This window comes from Vescimonas fastidiosa (genome assembly GCF_018326305.1).
Classification (GTDB): Bacteria; Bacillota; Clostridia; order Oscillospirales; family Oscillospiraceae; genus Vescimonas; species Vescimonas fastidiosa.
This window is the reverse complement of sequence record NZ_AP023416.1, coordinates 133,304-149,681: the sequence shown is the minus strand read 5'-3', so window position 1 is coordinate 149,681 and position 16,378 is coordinate 133,304. Positions and strand designations below refer to the sequence as shown.

Genomic DNA, 16,378 nt, shown 5'->3' with positions numbered 1-16,378 from the left:
AACCCTCCGGGTTTTTCCGACAAAAGGTTTGCGGTCTGCTGCGCGCATAATTTTTACGCCATGCGCAAAAATTCCACACTGGCAGCCCGAGCTGTATTTTCTCTCACGCACATGTCGCGAGAGAAAATGATTTTATTTCTTTGCCGCCTGCGGGCGGCAAACTCTGCGAGGCTTTCTTCCGCATCATCTCAATTTCAGTTCCGCATTATCCAACCTTAACGCCCTGCATTCTCACCGTCCGACAGGATCCCGTCGCTGTCCCGGACACGGCCGTTTTCCACCCTGTCCTTGTAGGGGGACCCGGGGCGGTCTGCCTCCCCGGCTGTAACATCACCGGTGCCATCGTATACCGTGGGCGGAAACTGCTCCACCTGGGCGTCGGGCCTATCGCTGCAGGCGGATAGGCCCAGCAGCACCGTGGTCGTCAGCAGCAGCGCAAAAAACTTTTCCATAGTCTTACTCCTTCTCACCTTCAAAAAATTTGCGATACCCATTATAGTATCTGCAAACTTTTCGCCGATAGCGGCTGCAACATTTGCCATTGGCGCGGCGGTTGCATTTTGCGGCAAAACAAGGTATACTACTAAATAAGTCACAAAAGGAGGCCAAGCCTATGCAAAAATTGGAAAAGCAATTTCACATTCACTGTAAAGCTGGCGATGTGGGACGCTATTGCATCCTCCCCGGCGATCCGGGCCGCTGCAAGGCCATAGCGGCGCTGTTTGACGATGCACAGTTTGTCTCCAGCAATCGGGAGTTCACCATCTACACCGGTACGCTCCTGGGCGAAAAAGTTTCCGTCTGCTCCACCGGCATCGGCGGGCCCTCCGCCTCCATCGCCATGGAGGAGCTGCACAATATCGGCGCGGATACCTTCCTCCGGGTGGGCACCTGCGGCGGCATCCATTTGGATGTGCAGTCCGGCGACATCGTCATCGCCACCGGCGCCATCCGCTTTGAGCATACCAGCCGGGAGTACGCCCCCATCGAGTATCCCGCCGTGGCGGATTTTCAGGTGACCACCGCTCTGGTGGAGGCCGCCCGGGAGGGTGGATACCGCTACCACACCGGCGTGGTCCAGTGCAAGGACGCTTTCTACGGCCAGCACAGCCCGGCCCGGATGCCTGTGTCCTACGAGCTGCTGAATAAGTGGGAGGCCTGGAAGCGCCTGGGCGTAAAGGCCAGCGAAATGGAGTCGGCGGCGCTGTTTGTGGTGGCCGACGCCCTGGGCTGCCGCTGCGGCTCCTGCTTCCATGTGATCTGGAATCAGGAGCGGGAGGCTGCGGGCCTGGATCAGAAAATGACCGAGGACACCAGCTCTGCCGTCCGCCTGGGGGTAGAGGCGCTGAAGAAGCTGATCCTGGCCGACCGGGCGAAGTGAGCTTTTATTTAAGCCCCTGAGAGCCTCTTTCCATTTTTTCAAACTGTCACAAGTAGAAAAAGAGCGCCCCCGCTTCCTTTGCTATATCGGAAGCGGGGCCGCTTTATATTTTATAGAAACTGTCGATAAAAGGGCATGGGAAGGAAGCGGACGGCCCACCGGCCCATCATACCTCCTGCGCATCCCGGCCTGTGTGGCTCCCGACTCCGGCAGGCACGGCGTTCAACTCCTTCACCCAGCAGCGGCGGCGCTTGTGCTGCTCCAGGGGGAAGTTCTGCCACTGGGTCTGGACCTTCTCATTCTCCTCCAGCATGGGGCCGGTCTCGGCGTAGTGAATGCCCATTTTCCGGCAGCCCTCCATCACCTCGCTGAGGATGATGGCGTTGACACCCTTGCCCTGCAGGTCAGGGCGTACGGCAATGAGCAGCAGGTCGATGGTGTCATTTTTGCGGAAGGCGTGCAGCACCCGGACCCAGCCGGTGGGAAACAGCCGTCCCCGGCTCTTTTTCATCGCCTCAGCAATGCTGGGAGCGCTGACACCGAAGGCCACCAGCTCATTTTGCTCATTCATCACGAAGCAGGTCAGCTGGGGATTGATGAGGGGGGCGAACTTCATGCTGTACTTTTTGATCTGCTCCGGGGTCAGGTCCACGGTGCCGTAGAGGGGGGCGTAGGCCTCGTTTACCAGCTGGAAAAAGGGCTTGAGCAGCGGGAAATAGTCCAGCCGTGTGCGCACCCGCAGGGTGTGCAGCTTTTGCCGGTGCTTCACATAGTCGGAGAGCTTTCTCCACCGGGCAAAGACTTTTTCGTCCTGGGGCGCGGTGATGAGATTTTCCACCCAGTCCACATCCTTCACATAGCCCAGGGCCGCCATGTGCTGCATATAGTAGGGGTGATTATAGTAGGTAAAGAAGCAGCCCCGGCGGTCAAAGCCCTCCACCAACATCCCCTCCCGGTCCATGTCCGTGAAGCCCAGGGGACCGTGGACGGCGGTGCAGCCCAGCTCCCGGGCCCAGTTTTCCACGGTTTCAAAGAGGGCCCCGGAGACCTCCGGGTCGTCGATGAAGTCCACTTGGGTGAAGCGCAGACGGTTGGTGCCCCACTTGTCGTTAGACTTGCGGCTCAAAATGGCGCCGATGCGCCCCACGATTTCGCCCTCCCGCAGGGCCAGCCAGCAGCGGGCCTCGCAGTAGGAAAAGGCGGGGTTTTTCTTTCTGTCCCAGTCGTCCAGGTCGTCGCCGTAGGTGGCGGGGACGAACTGAGGTACATCCTTATATAACTGATTCGGGAAGTCCACAAACCGGCGCAGCTGCTGCCGGGTGGTCACTTCTACGATGGAAACCATGGGCAATATCCTCCTATTTTCTGGCCGCTGACGGACAAAAATGCCGGCCGTCCCGCAGCAAAAACCATTCTACCCTCAATGCCGAAAAATAGCAACCCCTATTTTGCTAAGCCTCCGAAAAGGAAAATCCCCGTGAAAATCGGAAAAATTTCTAAAAAAAGTCTTTCCCTTGGCGAAAATCTTTGTTATAATCCATGGTAGGTAACTATATTTGTGTGGATATATCTGCGAGAGGATCACAAGGAGGCATTCATATGGTCAAAATCGGAGTCATCGGCTGCGGCAAGATTGCCCAGACCCGGCATCTGCCGGAGTACGCTACCAACCCCCATGCCAAGCTGGTGGGCTATTACGACAAGATCCGCGAGCGCTCGGTACAAATGGCGGAGCTGTACGGCGGCAAGGTGTACGAGACCTATTATGATATGATCAACGACCCGGAGATCGACGCCGTGTCCATCTGCGTGGAAAACCGTAACCATGCCGAGATCACCAACGCCGCCCTCTATGCCGGCAAGCATGTCCTGGTGGAAAAGCCCATGGCCGTGACCCTGGCCGAGTGCGAGTCCATGGTGGCCGCCGCGGAGTTTAACGGCAAGCACCTGATGGTGGGCCATAATATGCGCTTTGACCCGGTCCATCGCCGGGCCAAGGAGCTGCTGCAGGCGGGTGTCATCGGCGACATCATCACCTTCCGCACCACCATCGGCAACGCCGGGCCCGAGGGCTGGTCCCCGGACCGCGACGCCTGGTTCTTCGATAAGGACAAGGCGGCCATGGGCGCCCTCAGTGACCTGGGCATCCACAAGCTGGATCTGATGCAGTACCTCACCGGCCAAACGGTCATTGAGACCACCGCCAAGGTGATGACCCTGAATAAGCACGACGACCACGGCAACTTCATCGGCGTGGATGATAATGCCCTGTGCATCCTGCGTATGAACGGCGGCGCCGTGGGCACCCTGGCCGCCAGCTGGACGGTCTACGGCAAGGAGTGCAACTCCACCTGCCTCTACGGCACCAAGGGCATCATGCTCATTTATAGCGATCCCGGCGCTCCCATTGTGGTTCGGGACATGAGCAACACCTCCACCGCTTACAGCTTCGAGCCCACTACCCGCTCCGGCGTCATCGACGAGTTTGTGGACGCCCTGGAGCACGATCGGGAGCCGGAGATCGACGGCAAGAAGGCGCTGACCATCATGAGCACCGTCTTTGCCAGCATTAAGTCCTCCGAAATCAGCCGCACCGTAGCTGTGAACAGTTCCTTTGTCACACACCTGTAAGATACGCCTGCAAAAACCGAATCCTATCATGCCGAGGGGCGGACAATACAGTCCGCCCCTTTTTTGGTATATAAACATATAAAAAGGCAGCCGCTTCAAGCGGCTGCCTCAGCGCGTCAAAAGAGCCTCGCAGAGTTTGCCGCCCGCAGGCGGCAAAGAAATAAAATCATTTTCTCTCGCGACATGTGCGTGAGAGAAAATACCTCTCAGGCTGCCAGTGTGGAATTTTGAGCCATGGGCTCAAAATTATGCGCGCAGCAGACTGTAAGCCTTTTGTCGGAAAAACCCGGAGGGTTTTTCGACAGTCACAGGCAGCCGCTTGAAGCGGCTGCCTTAGTCTGTTGAGAAAGTTTTTCACCTTGCCGGGTTGTGATTTTTACCGCTTCAGGCGGCGAAGGATTTTTTGAACAGGGGAGGAGAACAGCTCCCGCTCGTATTTATCCAGGCCAAACAGCCACATGCTCCCACCGTATACGGCTACGAACACGCAGAGAACCAGCGCGATCTGCCCATAGCCCGTGGGGCGCAGCAGCACAGCGGCCAGAATGGCGGCGAGGCCCGGCAGGAGCATGGCCGGGACCAAGTGCCGAATGCGCAGCCAAAACCGGGGGATGTCCAGCCCCACCCGGTAGCGGTAATAGCGGTTCATAATGAGCATTCCCGCGCCGGTGGCGATGGCTGTGCCGATGGCCGCGCCCAAAACGCCCCATTTCATGCACAGGGGGATGCTGAGGACAATGTTGGCCAGGGCGATGATGAGATATACCAGGGAGCTGAATTTGTGCATATTCTTAGCCCGGAGGATTTCATAGCCCAGCATCTGTATGTTGGCCCAGAGGGTGGCTCCGAACAGGAGCAGGGTCACGGCGTAGTCCACCTCAAATTTGGCGTCGCCGCCCCAAAGTACCACAAAGGTGCGGCCCACGGCCACGAAGCCCCAGAAAATACAGCCCAGGAAGATAAATTGCAGCCGCCCCACCCGGATAAAGAGCCGATCCAGCTCCCGAATGGGCCGGTCCTCCGCCACAATGCGGTTGACCCGGGGAATGAGGAGGTTGGAAATGGCCGTAGCAAAGGACTGGTAATACACATTGAGCTGGGCCGCCACGGTGTAGACCGTCACGGCGGTGGTGCCGTGAATCCAGGCCAGCAGCAGCCGGTCAACGCTCCAGTTAAGATTGTCCACCACAATGCCGATGAAAACAAAGGCGGTAAAGCCCACCATCTCCCGCATGAGCTTAAAGTCGTAGTGACGGAAGGAGAAGGGCATTTTCAGCTTCACCAGGCAGAAAGCGATGTTCATCACGCCGCTGACGGCGGTAAAAATCAGGGATACCACCGTAAGGGTCACGCTGCGGTAGCCCAAAATCAGCAGCGGGATCATAATAAGGGGGTTGAGGACCTGACGGCCCAGAGCCACCACCTTTTGGAAGATGTACTCCTCGTTGATGGTGACATGGGACTCAAAGACGCTGATGGGAAAGGCCAGGGCGGCGTTGACGGTCATAATGCGCAGGAGCTTTTCCCCCAGAGCAATCTCATCCGCCGTCAGCTTTTTTCCGAAGATGATCTCCCCGTGGCCCGCCAGGAGGAAGCCGATGCCCAGCACCAGGGTGCCCAGCACCGCATAGGTGAGAAAGAACATCCCGTTGAGCTTGGCCATGCCGGCCTTGTCGTCTGCGGACTTGGCCCGGGAATAGTAGCGGATGTAGGCGCTGCCCAGACCGAAGCTCAGCAGGTTTAGATATGAGATAATAGGCAGAACGGTTTGGTATACGCCAAATTCGCTGTCGCCCAGCCGCTGGATCATAATGGGCGTATATACCAGGGAGATAACGGTGCTCAAACCCATGGACAGGTACGACAGGATCGCACCGATCTTGATCTGGCTTCCTTGCAAGCTGCGCCCACCCCTTTCTTTCTTCAATGGCATATTTCTACAAATACCTATTTTACAGCACCTTTGGTAAACTGTAAACCCATTTTGTGTAAATGGGTGGGAAAATGTGGGCAGTCCGCAAGTTGACAGCGCCCCATAAAGTGGGTAAAATAACCGTATGCTTTTATATGCGAGGTAAGAGTAGCTATGAATCTTCGTTTTCTGTTTGCCTTAACGGTGAGTAAGGCCGTGTACCACGGGATGCGCCTGCTGGGCCGTCAGGCGTCGTATCTGCCGGGCTGGTTCGCCGTGAAGCTGTGCCCGGACTATTTGCGCCACATCCGCAAGGCCGAGACTGTCATCTGCGTCACCGGCACTGACGGCAAGACCACCACGGCCAATCTCCTCAGCGATCTGCTCACGGCCAGCGGGCGCAAGGTGGCTAATAACCGCATCGGCAGCAACACCGAGTTCGGCATCGCCACGGCCATGACCTGCTCCGTGACTCTGGGAAATCGCTGCCGGGTGGACGCGGTGGTGCTGGAGGTGGACGAGCACTATGCCCGCATCGTCTGCCCCAAGGTCCGCAGCGATTATATTGTTATCACCAATGTGCTCCGGGACTCTCTGCAGCGCAACGCCCATCCGGAGTATGTGGCCGGGAAGCTGTCGCAGATCGACTGTCCCCATGCCAAGCTGATCCTCAATGCCGACGAACTGTGCTCGGCTCTGCTGCTGCCCAAGAATCCCCGGGTATACTACGCCATCGCCCGGCAGGAGGGGGACGGGGTGATCCCGCCCAACCGGGTCAACGACTGTCCCGATTGTCCCCGCTGCGGTGCGGCCCTGGACTACGACTATGTGCGCTATGCCCATGTGGGCCATGTCCACTGCGAGAAGTGCGGCTTTGCCTCCCCGGCGGCGGACTGGCTGGCGGAGGGCCTGGACACGAAAAACCGCCGCCTGACCCTGCGCCATGGGGACAGGGTGTATGACCTGCCTATGCTCCATGACAGCGTGTTTAATATTTATAACGAGCTGGCCGCCGTGGCGGTGCTTTGTGAAATGGGCCTTTCCGCAGATGCCATCCGCGCCGCTCTGGAGGCCACGGCCCTGACCAAGACCCGCCTCACCGAGATGCAGGTGGGCGGCGTGACCGTGGTGAGCATGATGGCTAAGAGCAATAACTCCCTGCCCGTTTCCATGGTCTTTGACTATATCCGCAAAAAGCCCGGGAAGAAGGCGGTGATCCTGGCTCTGGATGACCTGGACGAGAGCAAGTCCTCCGAGCGCATCGGCTGGATCTATGACACGGACTATGCGTTTTTAAATGACGAGAACATCGTGCAGATCATAGCCACCGGCGTGCGCTGCTGGGATCACGAGGTGCGCCTGCTGCTGGCGGGTGTGCCCCGGGAGAAGCTGGTGTGTATGCAGGACGAGCTGGCGGCCATAGAGCAGCTGCATCGGTCCGGTACGGAGAGCGTGTATCTGCTCCATGATATGTCCAGCTACAGCCGCTCCGTGGCGGCGCTGGAGAAGATCCGCAAGGTATTGGAGGGTGCGCTATGACGGTGGAAATTTTGTATCCCGAGCTGTGTAATCTCTACGGCGACCGGGGGAATATAGACTATCTGCGCCGCTGCCTGCCGGCAGACTACCACCAGACGCATATAGGAGACGAGCCCTGGTTTGTGCAGCATGAGGTGGATTTAATTTATCTATGCTCCATGACGGAGCGCAGCCAGGAGCGTGTGATCCGGGCACTGACGCCCTACCGGGAGCGCCTGGCGGAGCTGGTGGCGGCGGGGAAGCACTTCCTGCTCACCGGCAATGCCATGGAGGTGTTCGGCAAGACCATTCAGGACGGGGAAAAGACCATCTCGGGCCTGGGCCTGCTGGACCTGACCGCCCGGCGTATTCTGCCCAAGCGGGCCAACTCCCTGTTTCTGGGAGATTTTCAGGGGACAAAGATCGTGGGCTATACCAGCCGCTTCAGCCATATGGAGAGCGCTCTGCCGCCCCTGTTCACCGTAGAAAAGGGCCTGGGCCGCAGTGAGGGGGCCACGGTAGAGGGCATCCGCTCCGGCGGGGTCCTGGGTACCTACCTGCTGGGGCCGCTGCTGGTGCTGAACCCGGACTTTACCCGTTGGCTTTTGGACGATCTGGGCGCCGCAGACACACCGCTGGCCTTTGAGACGGAGGTGCGCCGGGCTTATCAGGCACGGTTAGAGCAGTTTCAGGGGAATATCGAATTCTAAAATAAAAAACGCACCCATGCGGGTGCGTTTTTTCCAGCGTGTCAAAAAAGCCTCGCAGAGTTTGCCGCCCGCAGGCGGCAAAGAAATGAAATCATTTTCTCTCGCGACATGTGCGTGAGAGAAAATACCTCTCAGGTTGCCAGTGTGGAATTTTGAGCCAAGGGCTCAAAATTATGCGCGCAGCAGACTGCAAGCCTTTTGTCGGAAAAACCCGGAGGGTTTTTCGACAGTCACTAAAAAACGCACCCGTGCGGGTGCGTTTTTCTGCTATCAGTCCATCATAGCCACGGCGCGGCAGGAGCAGCCGTCGGCGTTTTCAAATTTCAGGGGCAGGGTGATAAAGGTGAATTCCTTGCCCAGCAGGGCGTCCAGGTCTTTCAGGTTTTCCGTGTTCACCAGGCCCGCGCCCAGGAGCGTTATGTGGTTGGGGAAGTCTACGCTGTCGCAGGGGTCGATGGAGATGCAGTCCTCACCGATGCCCTTCAGGGACAGAGTCGCCACGAAGGCCGCCGCCTCCGGTGTCAGGCAGGGAAAGTCCTCGTAGTATTCCGCCCGGCCCCAGCGTTTATCCCAGCCGGTGCAAAAGAGCAGAAAGTCCGCCCGTCGTATTTCGCCCTCATGGGCCCGGAGCAGGGACAGGGGAATTTCCCGCAGCCCCCGGCAGTCCAGCACGAAGCCGGGGCCCGCGAAGGTCTCCGCCGGGAAAGCGTCCAGGGTCCGGCCGCCCTCTATCATGTGGGCCGGAGCATCCATGTGGGTACCGGTGTGAGAATACATGTGCAGAATGGTCTCCCGGTAGCCCGCCTCCCGGATGGTGCAGGCGGTGGTGAGAATCGGCTGCTCCGTGCCGGGATACACAGGCATTTCCGGGGAAATGCAGTGGGTCAGGTCGAGAATCATAGAAACGCCTCCGAAATAAGATGAAAGAGGAAAGATGGTGGGAGCGGATAAATTTGCGTAGGGGCGACCCTTGCGGTCGCCCGCGTCCTCCGTAATACCCTCGCACAAATCCAAAGGGGGACGGATTGCCACAACCAGTGACATCGGTCACTGGTTTCGCAATGACAGGCGGTTTTACAAGGGGCGCGGTGCAACTCCCGGCGGCGGGCTGGGGGCAGCCCGCCCTACGGCGTGGCTTGTAGGGGCGGACGACCCTGTCCGCCCGGGCCCGACAACGCAACACCTTGTAGGGCAGGGCCCGTGTGCCCTGCCGCGTGGGTGCTGTAAGGCCAATTCTCACCCGTGCAGCCAGATCATCAGCACGCCGATATCCGCCGGGGAAACACCGGAAATGCGGCTGGCCTGGCCCAGATTCAGCGGGCGCACGGCGCTGAGCTTTTCCCGGGCCTCCAGGCGCAGACCCCGGATAGCGGTGTAGTCCGCGTCCGGAGGCAGATCGTGCTGCTCCAGCTTTTCAAACTCCTCCACCTGGCTCAGTTGGCGGCGGATATAGCCCTCGTATTTCACAGAGATCTCCACCTGCTCCCGCACAGCTTTGGGCAGGCTCGGCGCGCTGGGGTCAAAGGTCATCAGCTCGTCATAGGTCATCTGGGGTCGGCGCAGCAGGTCAATGAGCCGGGCCCCGTCCGTCACCGCTGCGGAGCCCCGCTCCGTCAGCAGTTGGTTCAGCGCCTCGCTGCCGGGGATGCCCGTGTGCTCCAGGCGGCGAATTTCCGCATCCACAGCGGCGTATTTTTCCTCCACCGCCTGCATCCGCTCCCGGGACACCAGACCCAGCTTGTAGCCGATGTGTGTCAGGCGCTTGTCGGCGTTGTCCTGGCGCAGCAGGAGACGGTACTCTGAGCGGCTGGTCATCATGCGGTAGGGCTCCTCCGTCCCCTTGGTCACCAGGTCATCGATGAGGGTGCCGATGTAGCTCTCGCTGCGCTTCAGGAGCATGGGCTCCCGTCCCAGGAGCTTCAGCGCCGCGTTGACCCCGGCCACAAAGCCCTGGACCGCCGCCTCCTCGTAGCCGGAGGAGCCGTTAAACTGCCCCGCGCCGTAAAGGCCCTCTATGGATTTTACCTCCAGTGTGGGCTGTAGGGCCAGGGGGTCGATGCAGTCGTACTCAATGGCGTAGGCCGGGCGCATCATCACCGCCTGCTCCAGGCCCGGCACCGAGTGGAGCATCTTGAGCTGCACCTCCTCCGGCATGGAGGAGGAGAAGCCCTGGATGTACATCTCCTCCGTGTCCAGGCCCATGGGCTCAATGAAAAGCTGGTGCCGGGGCTTATCCCGAAATCGAACGATTTTGGTCTCAATAGACGGGCAGTACCGGGGACCCACCCCCTCAATGACCCCGGAATAGATAGGGCTGCGGTCCAAATTTTCCAGGATGATACGGTGGGTCTCCTCCGTGGTGTAGGTGAGCCAGCAGACAGCCCGGTTTTCCGGTACCTGCTCCGTGGAAAAGCTGAAGGGCAGGGGGTCCTCGTCACCCCGCTGCACCTCCATTTTGGAAAAATCAATGCTCCGGGCGTTGATGCGAGGGGGCGTGCCGGTCTTAAAACGGCGCAGAGGCAGACCCAGCCGCGTCAAAGCCTCCGTCAGGGGCCCGGCGGCGTGCATCCCGTCGGGGCCGGAGTCCTCAATGCACTCCCCCACAATGGTGCGCCCCTGCAAATAGGTTCCGGTGCAGAGGATGGCCGCCCGGACCTCATACACGGCCCCGGTGCGCAGCACAACCTGCCGCACCCGGCCCCCTTCGGCACGCAGATCCACGATCTCCCCCTGCCGCACGGTGAGCCGCTCCTGCCTCTCCAGGGTGTGCTTCATCACCTGCTGGTACTTGCGCCGGTCGGCCTGGGCCCGCAGGGAGTGGACCGCCGGGCCCTTGCCCCGGTTGAGCATCCGGTACTGGATGCAGGCCCGGTCTGCGGCCTTACCCATCTCACCGCCCAGGGCGTCCAGCTCTCGGACCAAATGGCCCTTGCCGGTGCCGCCGATGGCCGGGTTGCAGGGCATGTTGCCCACAGCGTCCAGGTTGATGGTGAAAATAACGGTCTCCAGGCCCATCCGGGCCGCTGCCAGGGCCGCCTCGATGCCTGCGTGTCCCGCGCCTATGACGGCTATATCAAATTTTCCCGCCAGGAATTCCTTCATCTACAAAACCTCGGTCTTTGTAAAAAGTTACAAATAATAAATGTTAAACTTGTGTAAACTTCCGAAAAAACTCTTGCATTTGCTGTGGGGCTGTGCTATACTTCGTCATGGAAAACAAGAGAAGAAAGGAGCGTGATACAGTATGATGAACAACTGGATCTTGGGTGATCTGGACGACATGATCTTCGCCGACTGCGATTGGCAGCCCAGCGAGCGGTAAGCCGGAGCCCCACAGAAGCCACGCGGTAAGCGTGGGTATTTTTTTTGTAAAAGCGCTGCAACGCGCTTTATTTTTTTTGCCTGCGGCCCCTGAGAATAAGCACCAGGCATAAAAGCAGCAGGGAAGCGGCGATGGCGATGGCGCAGTTGCGGAAGAATTCCTCCGGCAGCAGCAAGATCACCGGGTCCGTGGCCGGGTCAAAGAGCCAGTTTCCTTTCCCCGGGAAAAAGATGCCGTGAAAGACGGTAAAGGCCCGGTTAAAGTCCGTGGCAGCCAGGGCAGCCGCGATCAATATGACGCCGCCCAGGGCGCAGGCGGCCCAGAAGCCCGGGGTCCGTCCGGCCAGGCGGGGGAGCTTTGTTTTTTGCCGCAGGCAGGCTACCCGCAGCGAAGACAAGACGGCCACCGACAGGGCTAAAAATGCCAGATTCAGGATAAACAGCACTCGCACATCCGCGAAGTGGCTGGCCCCCTCCGCCGAAAAGGGCAGCACCCCGGCGGCAAAGTCCGGCCGCAGACCCAGGCAGTAGTCCATCACATCGTTGTAGGCGGCCCGGGCTTGGGCGGCGGTGAGTCCGCTGGCCTGGCACACACCCAGGGGCCCGATCTGCACATAGTAAAACGGCCGCAGCAGCACCACCCAGGCGACAGACCCGGTCAAAACGGCCAATGCCGTGGCGGGGATGGCAACATAAGACCAGAGCTTTTGCATAAACTCAGACCTCCCACAGGCTATTCTCCGAGGAGGACACGCATAAGGCCCCGGCGGCCAGGGCGGCCAGAATGTCCTCCTTTTCCGCCATGAGCCCCCCGGCGATGAGGGGGATGGGCAGCCTTCGGGAGAGCTTTTCGATGACCTTGGGCAGGGTGCCCGGGAGGATCTCTATCACATCCGGCGTCACCATCTCCGTCTCCTTTTGCAGGTTTCCCACGGCCTTGGAGTCGATGGCGAATACCCGCAGCACCGTCAGCATCCCCAGCTCTCTGCCCCGGCGAATGAGGTGGGGCCGGGTAGAGAGAATGCCGTCGGCCCCCTGGTGCAGTAGCCAGTCCACGGCCACCTCCTTGGGAGCCAGGCCGTTCACCAGGTCGATGTGTACCACCGCCTGCTTGCCTGCCTCGTGGGTCCGGGCGATCCAGCCGGGGATGGTCAGCAGGTCGCCGCCCAGCAGGAAAAGCACCCGGCTTTCACACCCGGCGGCCCGGGTCAGGGCGGTCTCGTCCTTTACCGCCGGGATCACCGGAGACTGCTCCAAAAGACCGATAAGCTTGTGGCGCATGGGGTTCCCTCCTTTTATGGAATGGAATAGAGTAAAAAGCCTCGCAGAGTTTTCCGCCCGCAGGCGGAAAAAATTAAAATCATTTTTCACCGCGACATGCGCGTGGGGAAAAATACCTCTCAGGCTGCCAGTGTGGAATTTTGCCGTAAGCGGCAAAATTATGCGCGCAGCAGACGGCAAATCCCTTTGGCAGAAAAAACGAAGTTTTTTCGCCAGCTAAAGAAATATCCTCCTGCCTATCATACCACGGGCAGGAGGATATTTACAATATACAATATGCTTATTTTGCGCTCTTGGTGGCCACTACACAAACGCCTGTGCCGCACACATCGGGGATAACCACATCCCCGGCGGCAATGGGCAGCCGGGCCAGAGCGGTGTTCAGAGCGTGAGCCACCTGAAAGACCTTCTCCTTGGGTACCTCGCCCGCTGTGCGCACGGATACCACTGCCGCCTCGCCGCCGGTGCAGCGGACGGTGCCGGTAACGGTGCGCGCCGGGGCCACGCACTCTTTCCGGGCGTAGCTGTCGCCTCGCTTGCAGGTGTTGCCGGTGACGGCGGTGACCACGCCGCCCTCCAGGGTGGCGGTGAGCTGGCAGCCCATGGGGCAGCCGATGCAGGTCAGTTGACGCTGGTTCATTTTGCCACCTCCTCTACGGTAAAGGTAATGGTTTTGCAGCCTGCGGGCAGCTCCGCTTTGCGCAGGGGGAACTGCTCCATCTCGCCCGGGGTGAGAATGCGCTTGGGGATGCGCCGCAGAAGCACGCCGTCTGCATAGGCGGCCAGGGCGGCGTCCCGGTAGGGCTGCGCCACCCGGAAGCGCACGGTAACGGTTTCGTCCATGTTCTCCGGATCCATGGACTGGGGCACGGTGTAGCGCACGCCGTTTTTGCCCTCCAGACGCACGGAGCGGCTGCCCGCCCGGGCGCCCTGCAGGTACAGAGCGGCGTTTTCTCCGGCCTTTTGGGCCTCCTGGCTCACAAAGTCCACCAGGTCGTGAACATGGAGCACATTGCCGCAGGCAAACACCCCGGGAATAGAGGTGGCCAGCCGGTCCGTCACCTCCGGGCCGCCGGTAACGCCGCTCAGGCGCACCCCTGCGGCGGAGGACAGCTCATTTTCCGGCAGCAGGCCCACAGACAGCAGCAGCGTGTCGCAGGGGATGTGCTGCTCCGTGCCGGGGATGGGACGGCGATTCTCGTCCACCCGGGCCAGGGTCACACCCTCCAGCCGCTCCCGGCCGTGGATGTCCACCACGGTGGTGGAGAGATACAGGGGGATGTCAAAATCCTCCAGGCACTGGACAATGTTGCGTTTCAGTCCGCCGGAGTAGGGGAGGACCTCCGCCACTGCGTGGACCTTGGCGCCCTCCAGAGTCATGCGCCGGGCCATAATAAGCCCGATGTCGCCGCTTCCGAGGATCACCACATTTTTTCCGGGCATAAAGCCCTCCATATTCACCAGGCGCTGGGCGGTACCGGCGGAATAGATACCCGCCGGACGGTAGCCGGGGATGTTCAGCGCGCCCCGGGGCCGCTCCCGGCAGCCCATAGCCAGAATCACCGCCTGGGCCTGGATTTGAATGAGTCCCGTCTCCGGCCCGGTGACGGTAAGCACCCGGTCCTCGGAAAGATCCAGCACCATGGTGCGCAGCAGATAGGGAATGTGCATCTGCTGCACCCGGTCAATGAATCGCCCGGCGTACTCGGGGCCCGTCAGCTCCTGGCCGAAGGTGTGCAGGCCGAAGCCTGCGTGGATGCACTGGTTGAGGATGCCCCCCAGCTCCTTGTCCCGCTCGATAATGAGGATGTCCTCCACGCCCTTTTCCCGGGCAGCGATAGCGGCGGCCAGGCCCGCGGGGCCTCCGCCGATGATGGCAAGCTGTACCTGTTTCATGCCTGCACCTCCTTGGTATAGCCGACCAGGAGCCTGCTGTCTCCGCCGGACTTGGTCAGCTCTGTTTGCGCAATACCCAGCTCACGGCTGAGAATTTCCATCACTCTCGGGGAGCAGAAGCCGCCCTGGCAGCGGCCCATGCCGGCCCGGACCCGGCGCTTCACCCCGTCCAGAGACCGGGCGCCGGGCACCCGGTGGATGGCGTCCACGATCTCCCCCTCGCTGATCTGCTCACAGCGGCAGATGATGTTGCCGTAGGCGGCGTTCTCCCGCACCAGAGCCTGGCGCTCTTCAAAGGGCAGCTCCCGCAGATGGGGAATGTCCTTGCGGGTGGGAACAAAGGTCAGCTTCTCCGCGGCATCCAGCTTTTGGGCCACGCACTGGGCCAAATACTGCCCGATGGCCGGAGCGGAGGACAGACCCGGGGACTCGATCCCCACGGCGTCGAAGAAGCCGTCGGCACTCTCACCGATAATAAAGTCGTCCGCATCCCCCTCCAGGTGGGCCCGGAGACCGCAGAAGCTGGTAATGGTGTCCCGCATGGGCAGGTTCGGTACGCTGCGCCCGGCCATCTCGATGGCATAGGCCAGGCCGCCCGAGGTGGTGTTGGTGGCCTCCTTGTCGCTGCGGTCCACGGCGGTGGGGCCGATAAGGAGGTTCCCGTGTACCGTGGGCGTCACCAGCACGCCCTTGCCGAATTTGCCCGGCAGCTGAAAGACCGTCCGCTCCACCAGATGCCCGTCCTTCTTGTCCAGCAAGCAGTATTCGCCGCTGCGGGGTACGATGGAGAGCTTGTGCTCACAGACCATGTTGTGCAGGGTGTCGCTGTATACCCCGGCGGCGTTCACCACCGTGCGGGTCTGAAAAATTTTATCCCCGGCGGTGATCTCGTACAGGCCGTCCCGGCGGACGATGCTTGTCACGGGGCTGTCCAGGAAGAAGTCCACCCCGTTCTGGGCGGCGTTTTCTGCCAGGGCGATGGTCATGCCGAAGGGACAGACAATGGCGCTGGTGGGGGCGTACAGGGCCGCCACCGCCTCCGAGGACAGAGCACCCTCCAGGGCGTGCAGCTCGTCTCCGCTAACAATGCGCAGACCCTCCACGCCGTTCTTCTCGCCCCGCTCCCGCAGCTCCTCCAGCCGGGGCAGGTCCTTCTCGTTAAAGCACAGCACCAGGGCGCCGTTACGCCTATAGGAAAAGTCCAGCTCCCGGCTGAGGCCCTCCATCATGCGGCTGCCCGCCACATTGAAGTGGGCTTTTTTCGTTCCCGGCACGGCGTCGAAGCCGGCGTGGACGATGGCGGAGTTGGCCTTGCTGGTGCCCGCGCACACATCCTCGTTCTTTTCGCACAGGGCCAGGCGCAGGTCGTAGCGGCTCAGCTCCCGGGCTGTGGCGCAGCCCACGGCACCGCCGCCGATGACAATGGCGTCATAGATCATGGTTTACCTCTCCTTTACATAAAAAAGCCATGCAAACCCACGCACAGGCTCCCCTGTGCGTTCGCTGCATGACTCAAATTCTCATTGCACAATATTTTATTATATATGTATCATAGCAAGGTCGGCGGCTTCTGTCAAGAGGAAACCTTTGGAATTTTCTCTTAACGAATTCTTGACAATTTCTTAACGGCCATGTATGGTATACTTAACAGTAAATTAGATGATAAATAAAGCCCCGCAGAGCTTGCCGCCTGCGTGCGGCAAAATGGAGAGCCTGTTTGCCAAAAAA

General features: G+C 60.1%; 14 protein-coding genes. 4 read left to right on the top strand and 10 right to left on the bottom strand.

Features of this window, described 5'->3' with window-relative positions:
• Positions 1-215 precede the first annotated feature (215 nt).
• Positions 216-452, bottom strand: coding sequence for a hypothetical protein (locus tag KI236_RS07850; RefSeq protein WP_212820896.1), 237 nt, complete (start codon positions 450-452; stop codon positions 216-218).
• Positions 453-613: 161 nt separating this feature from the next.
• Here KI236_RS07850 and udp point away from each other — a divergent pair, with 161 nt between their 5' ends.
• Complete coding sequence (udp, locus tag KI236_RS07845) at positions 614-1,381, top strand: uridine phosphorylase (protein WP_212820894.1); 768 nt, start codon at positions 614-616, stop codon at positions 1,379-1,381.
• Positions 1,382-1,547: 166 nt separating this feature from the next.
• Here udp and KI236_RS07840 read toward each other — a convergent pair whose 3' ends face one another.
• A complete protein-coding gene (locus KI236_RS07840) occupies positions 1,548-2,726 on the bottom strand; it encodes a GNAT family N-acetyltransferase (protein WP_212820892.1) in 1,179 nt (392 codons plus the stop codon).
• A 254-nt stretch (positions 2,727-2,980) separates the two neighbouring features.
• Here KI236_RS07840 and KI236_RS07835 point away from each other — a divergent pair, with 254 nt between their 5' ends.
• On the top strand, positions 2,981-4,012 hold the full coding sequence (locus KI236_RS07835) for a Gfo/Idh/MocA family protein (protein ID WP_212820890.1): 1,032 nt from the start codon (positions 2,981-2,983) through the stop codon (positions 4,010-4,012).
• Positions 4,013-4,388: 376 nt separating this feature from the next.
• On the opposite strand, the gene KI236_RS07830 is transcribed toward KI236_RS07835, so the two are convergent.
• The gene (locus tag KI236_RS07830) at positions 4,389-5,912 is read right to left on the bottom strand and encodes an oligosaccharide flippase family protein (protein ID WP_212820888.1); all 1,524 of its coding nucleotides are present in this window, start codon (positions 5,910-5,912) and stop codon (positions 4,389-4,391) included.
• 186 nt (positions 5,913-6,098) lie between these two features.
• Here KI236_RS07830 and KI236_RS07825 point away from each other — a divergent pair, with 186 nt between their 5' ends.
• Together KI236_RS07825 and KI236_RS07820 are read left to right on the top strand one after the other, a co-directional pair.
• On the top strand, positions 6,099-7,463 hold the full coding sequence (locus KI236_RS07825; RefSeq protein WP_212820886.1) for a Mur ligase family protein: 1,365 nt from the start codon (positions 6,099-6,101) through the stop codon (positions 7,461-7,463).
• Positions 7,460-8,152 carry a hypothetical protein gene (locus tag KI236_RS07820; protein ID WP_212820884.1) on the top strand — a complete coding sequence of 231 codons (693 nt, stop codon included), beginning with the start codon at positions 7,460-7,462 and terminating at the stop codon, positions 8,150-8,152. Before KI236_RS07825 ends, KI236_RS07820 begins: the two co-directional genes overlap by 4 nt.
• A 270-nt stretch (positions 8,153-8,422) precedes the next feature.
• On the opposite strand, the gene KI236_RS07815 is transcribed toward KI236_RS07820, so the two are convergent.
• The 7 genes from KI236_RS07815 to KI236_RS07785 form a co-directional block, all read right to left on the bottom strand.
• The gene (locus tag KI236_RS07815; protein ID WP_212820882.1) at positions 8,423-9,052 is read right to left on the bottom strand and encodes a cyclase family protein; all 630 of its coding nucleotides are present in this window, start codon (positions 9,050-9,052) and stop codon (positions 8,423-8,425) included.
• Positions 9,053-9,388: 336 nt separating this feature from the next.
• Positions 9,389-11,254, bottom strand: a complete 1,866-nt coding sequence (gene mnmG, locus KI236_RS07810; protein WP_212820880.1) for a tRNA uridine-5-carboxymethylaminomethyl(34) synthesis enzyme MnmG — start codon at positions 11,252-11,254, stop codon at positions 9,389-9,391.
• A gap of 287 nt (positions 11,255-11,541) precedes the next feature.
• The gene (locus KI236_RS07805; RefSeq protein ID WP_212820877.1) at positions 11,542-12,186 is read right to left on the bottom strand and encodes a TIGR01906 family membrane protein; all 645 of its coding nucleotides are present in this window, start codon (positions 12,184-12,186) and stop codon (positions 11,542-11,544) included.
• Positions 12,187-12,190: 4 nt separating this feature from the next.
• Positions 12,191-12,754 carry a glycerol-3-phosphate responsive antiterminator gene (locus KI236_RS07800; protein WP_212820875.1) on the bottom strand — a complete coding sequence of 188 codons (564 nt, stop codon included), beginning with the start codon at positions 12,752-12,754 and terminating at the stop codon, positions 12,191-12,193.
• A 280-nt stretch (positions 12,755-13,034) separates the two neighbouring features.
• Complete coding sequence (locus tag KI236_RS07795; protein WP_212820873.1) at positions 13,035-13,394, bottom strand: DUF1667 domain-containing protein; 360 nt, start codon at positions 13,392-13,394, stop codon at positions 13,035-13,037.
• On the bottom strand, positions 13,391-14,650 hold the full coding sequence (locus KI236_RS07790; RefSeq protein ID WP_212820871.1) for an NAD(P)/FAD-dependent oxidoreductase: 1,260 nt from the start codon (positions 14,648-14,650) through the stop codon (positions 13,391-13,393). The genes KI236_RS07795 and KI236_RS07790 overlap by 4 nt, the downstream gene beginning before the upstream one ends.
• Positions 14,647-16,089: an NAD(P)/FAD-dependent oxidoreductase gene (locus KI236_RS07785; RefSeq protein WP_212820869.1), complete on the bottom strand. Its 1,443-nt coding sequence runs from the start codon at positions 16,087-16,089 to the stop codon at positions 14,647-14,649. Before KI236_RS07785 ends, KI236_RS07790 begins: the two co-directional genes overlap by 4 nt.
• Between the last annotated feature and the right edge of the window lie 289 nt (positions 16,090-16,378).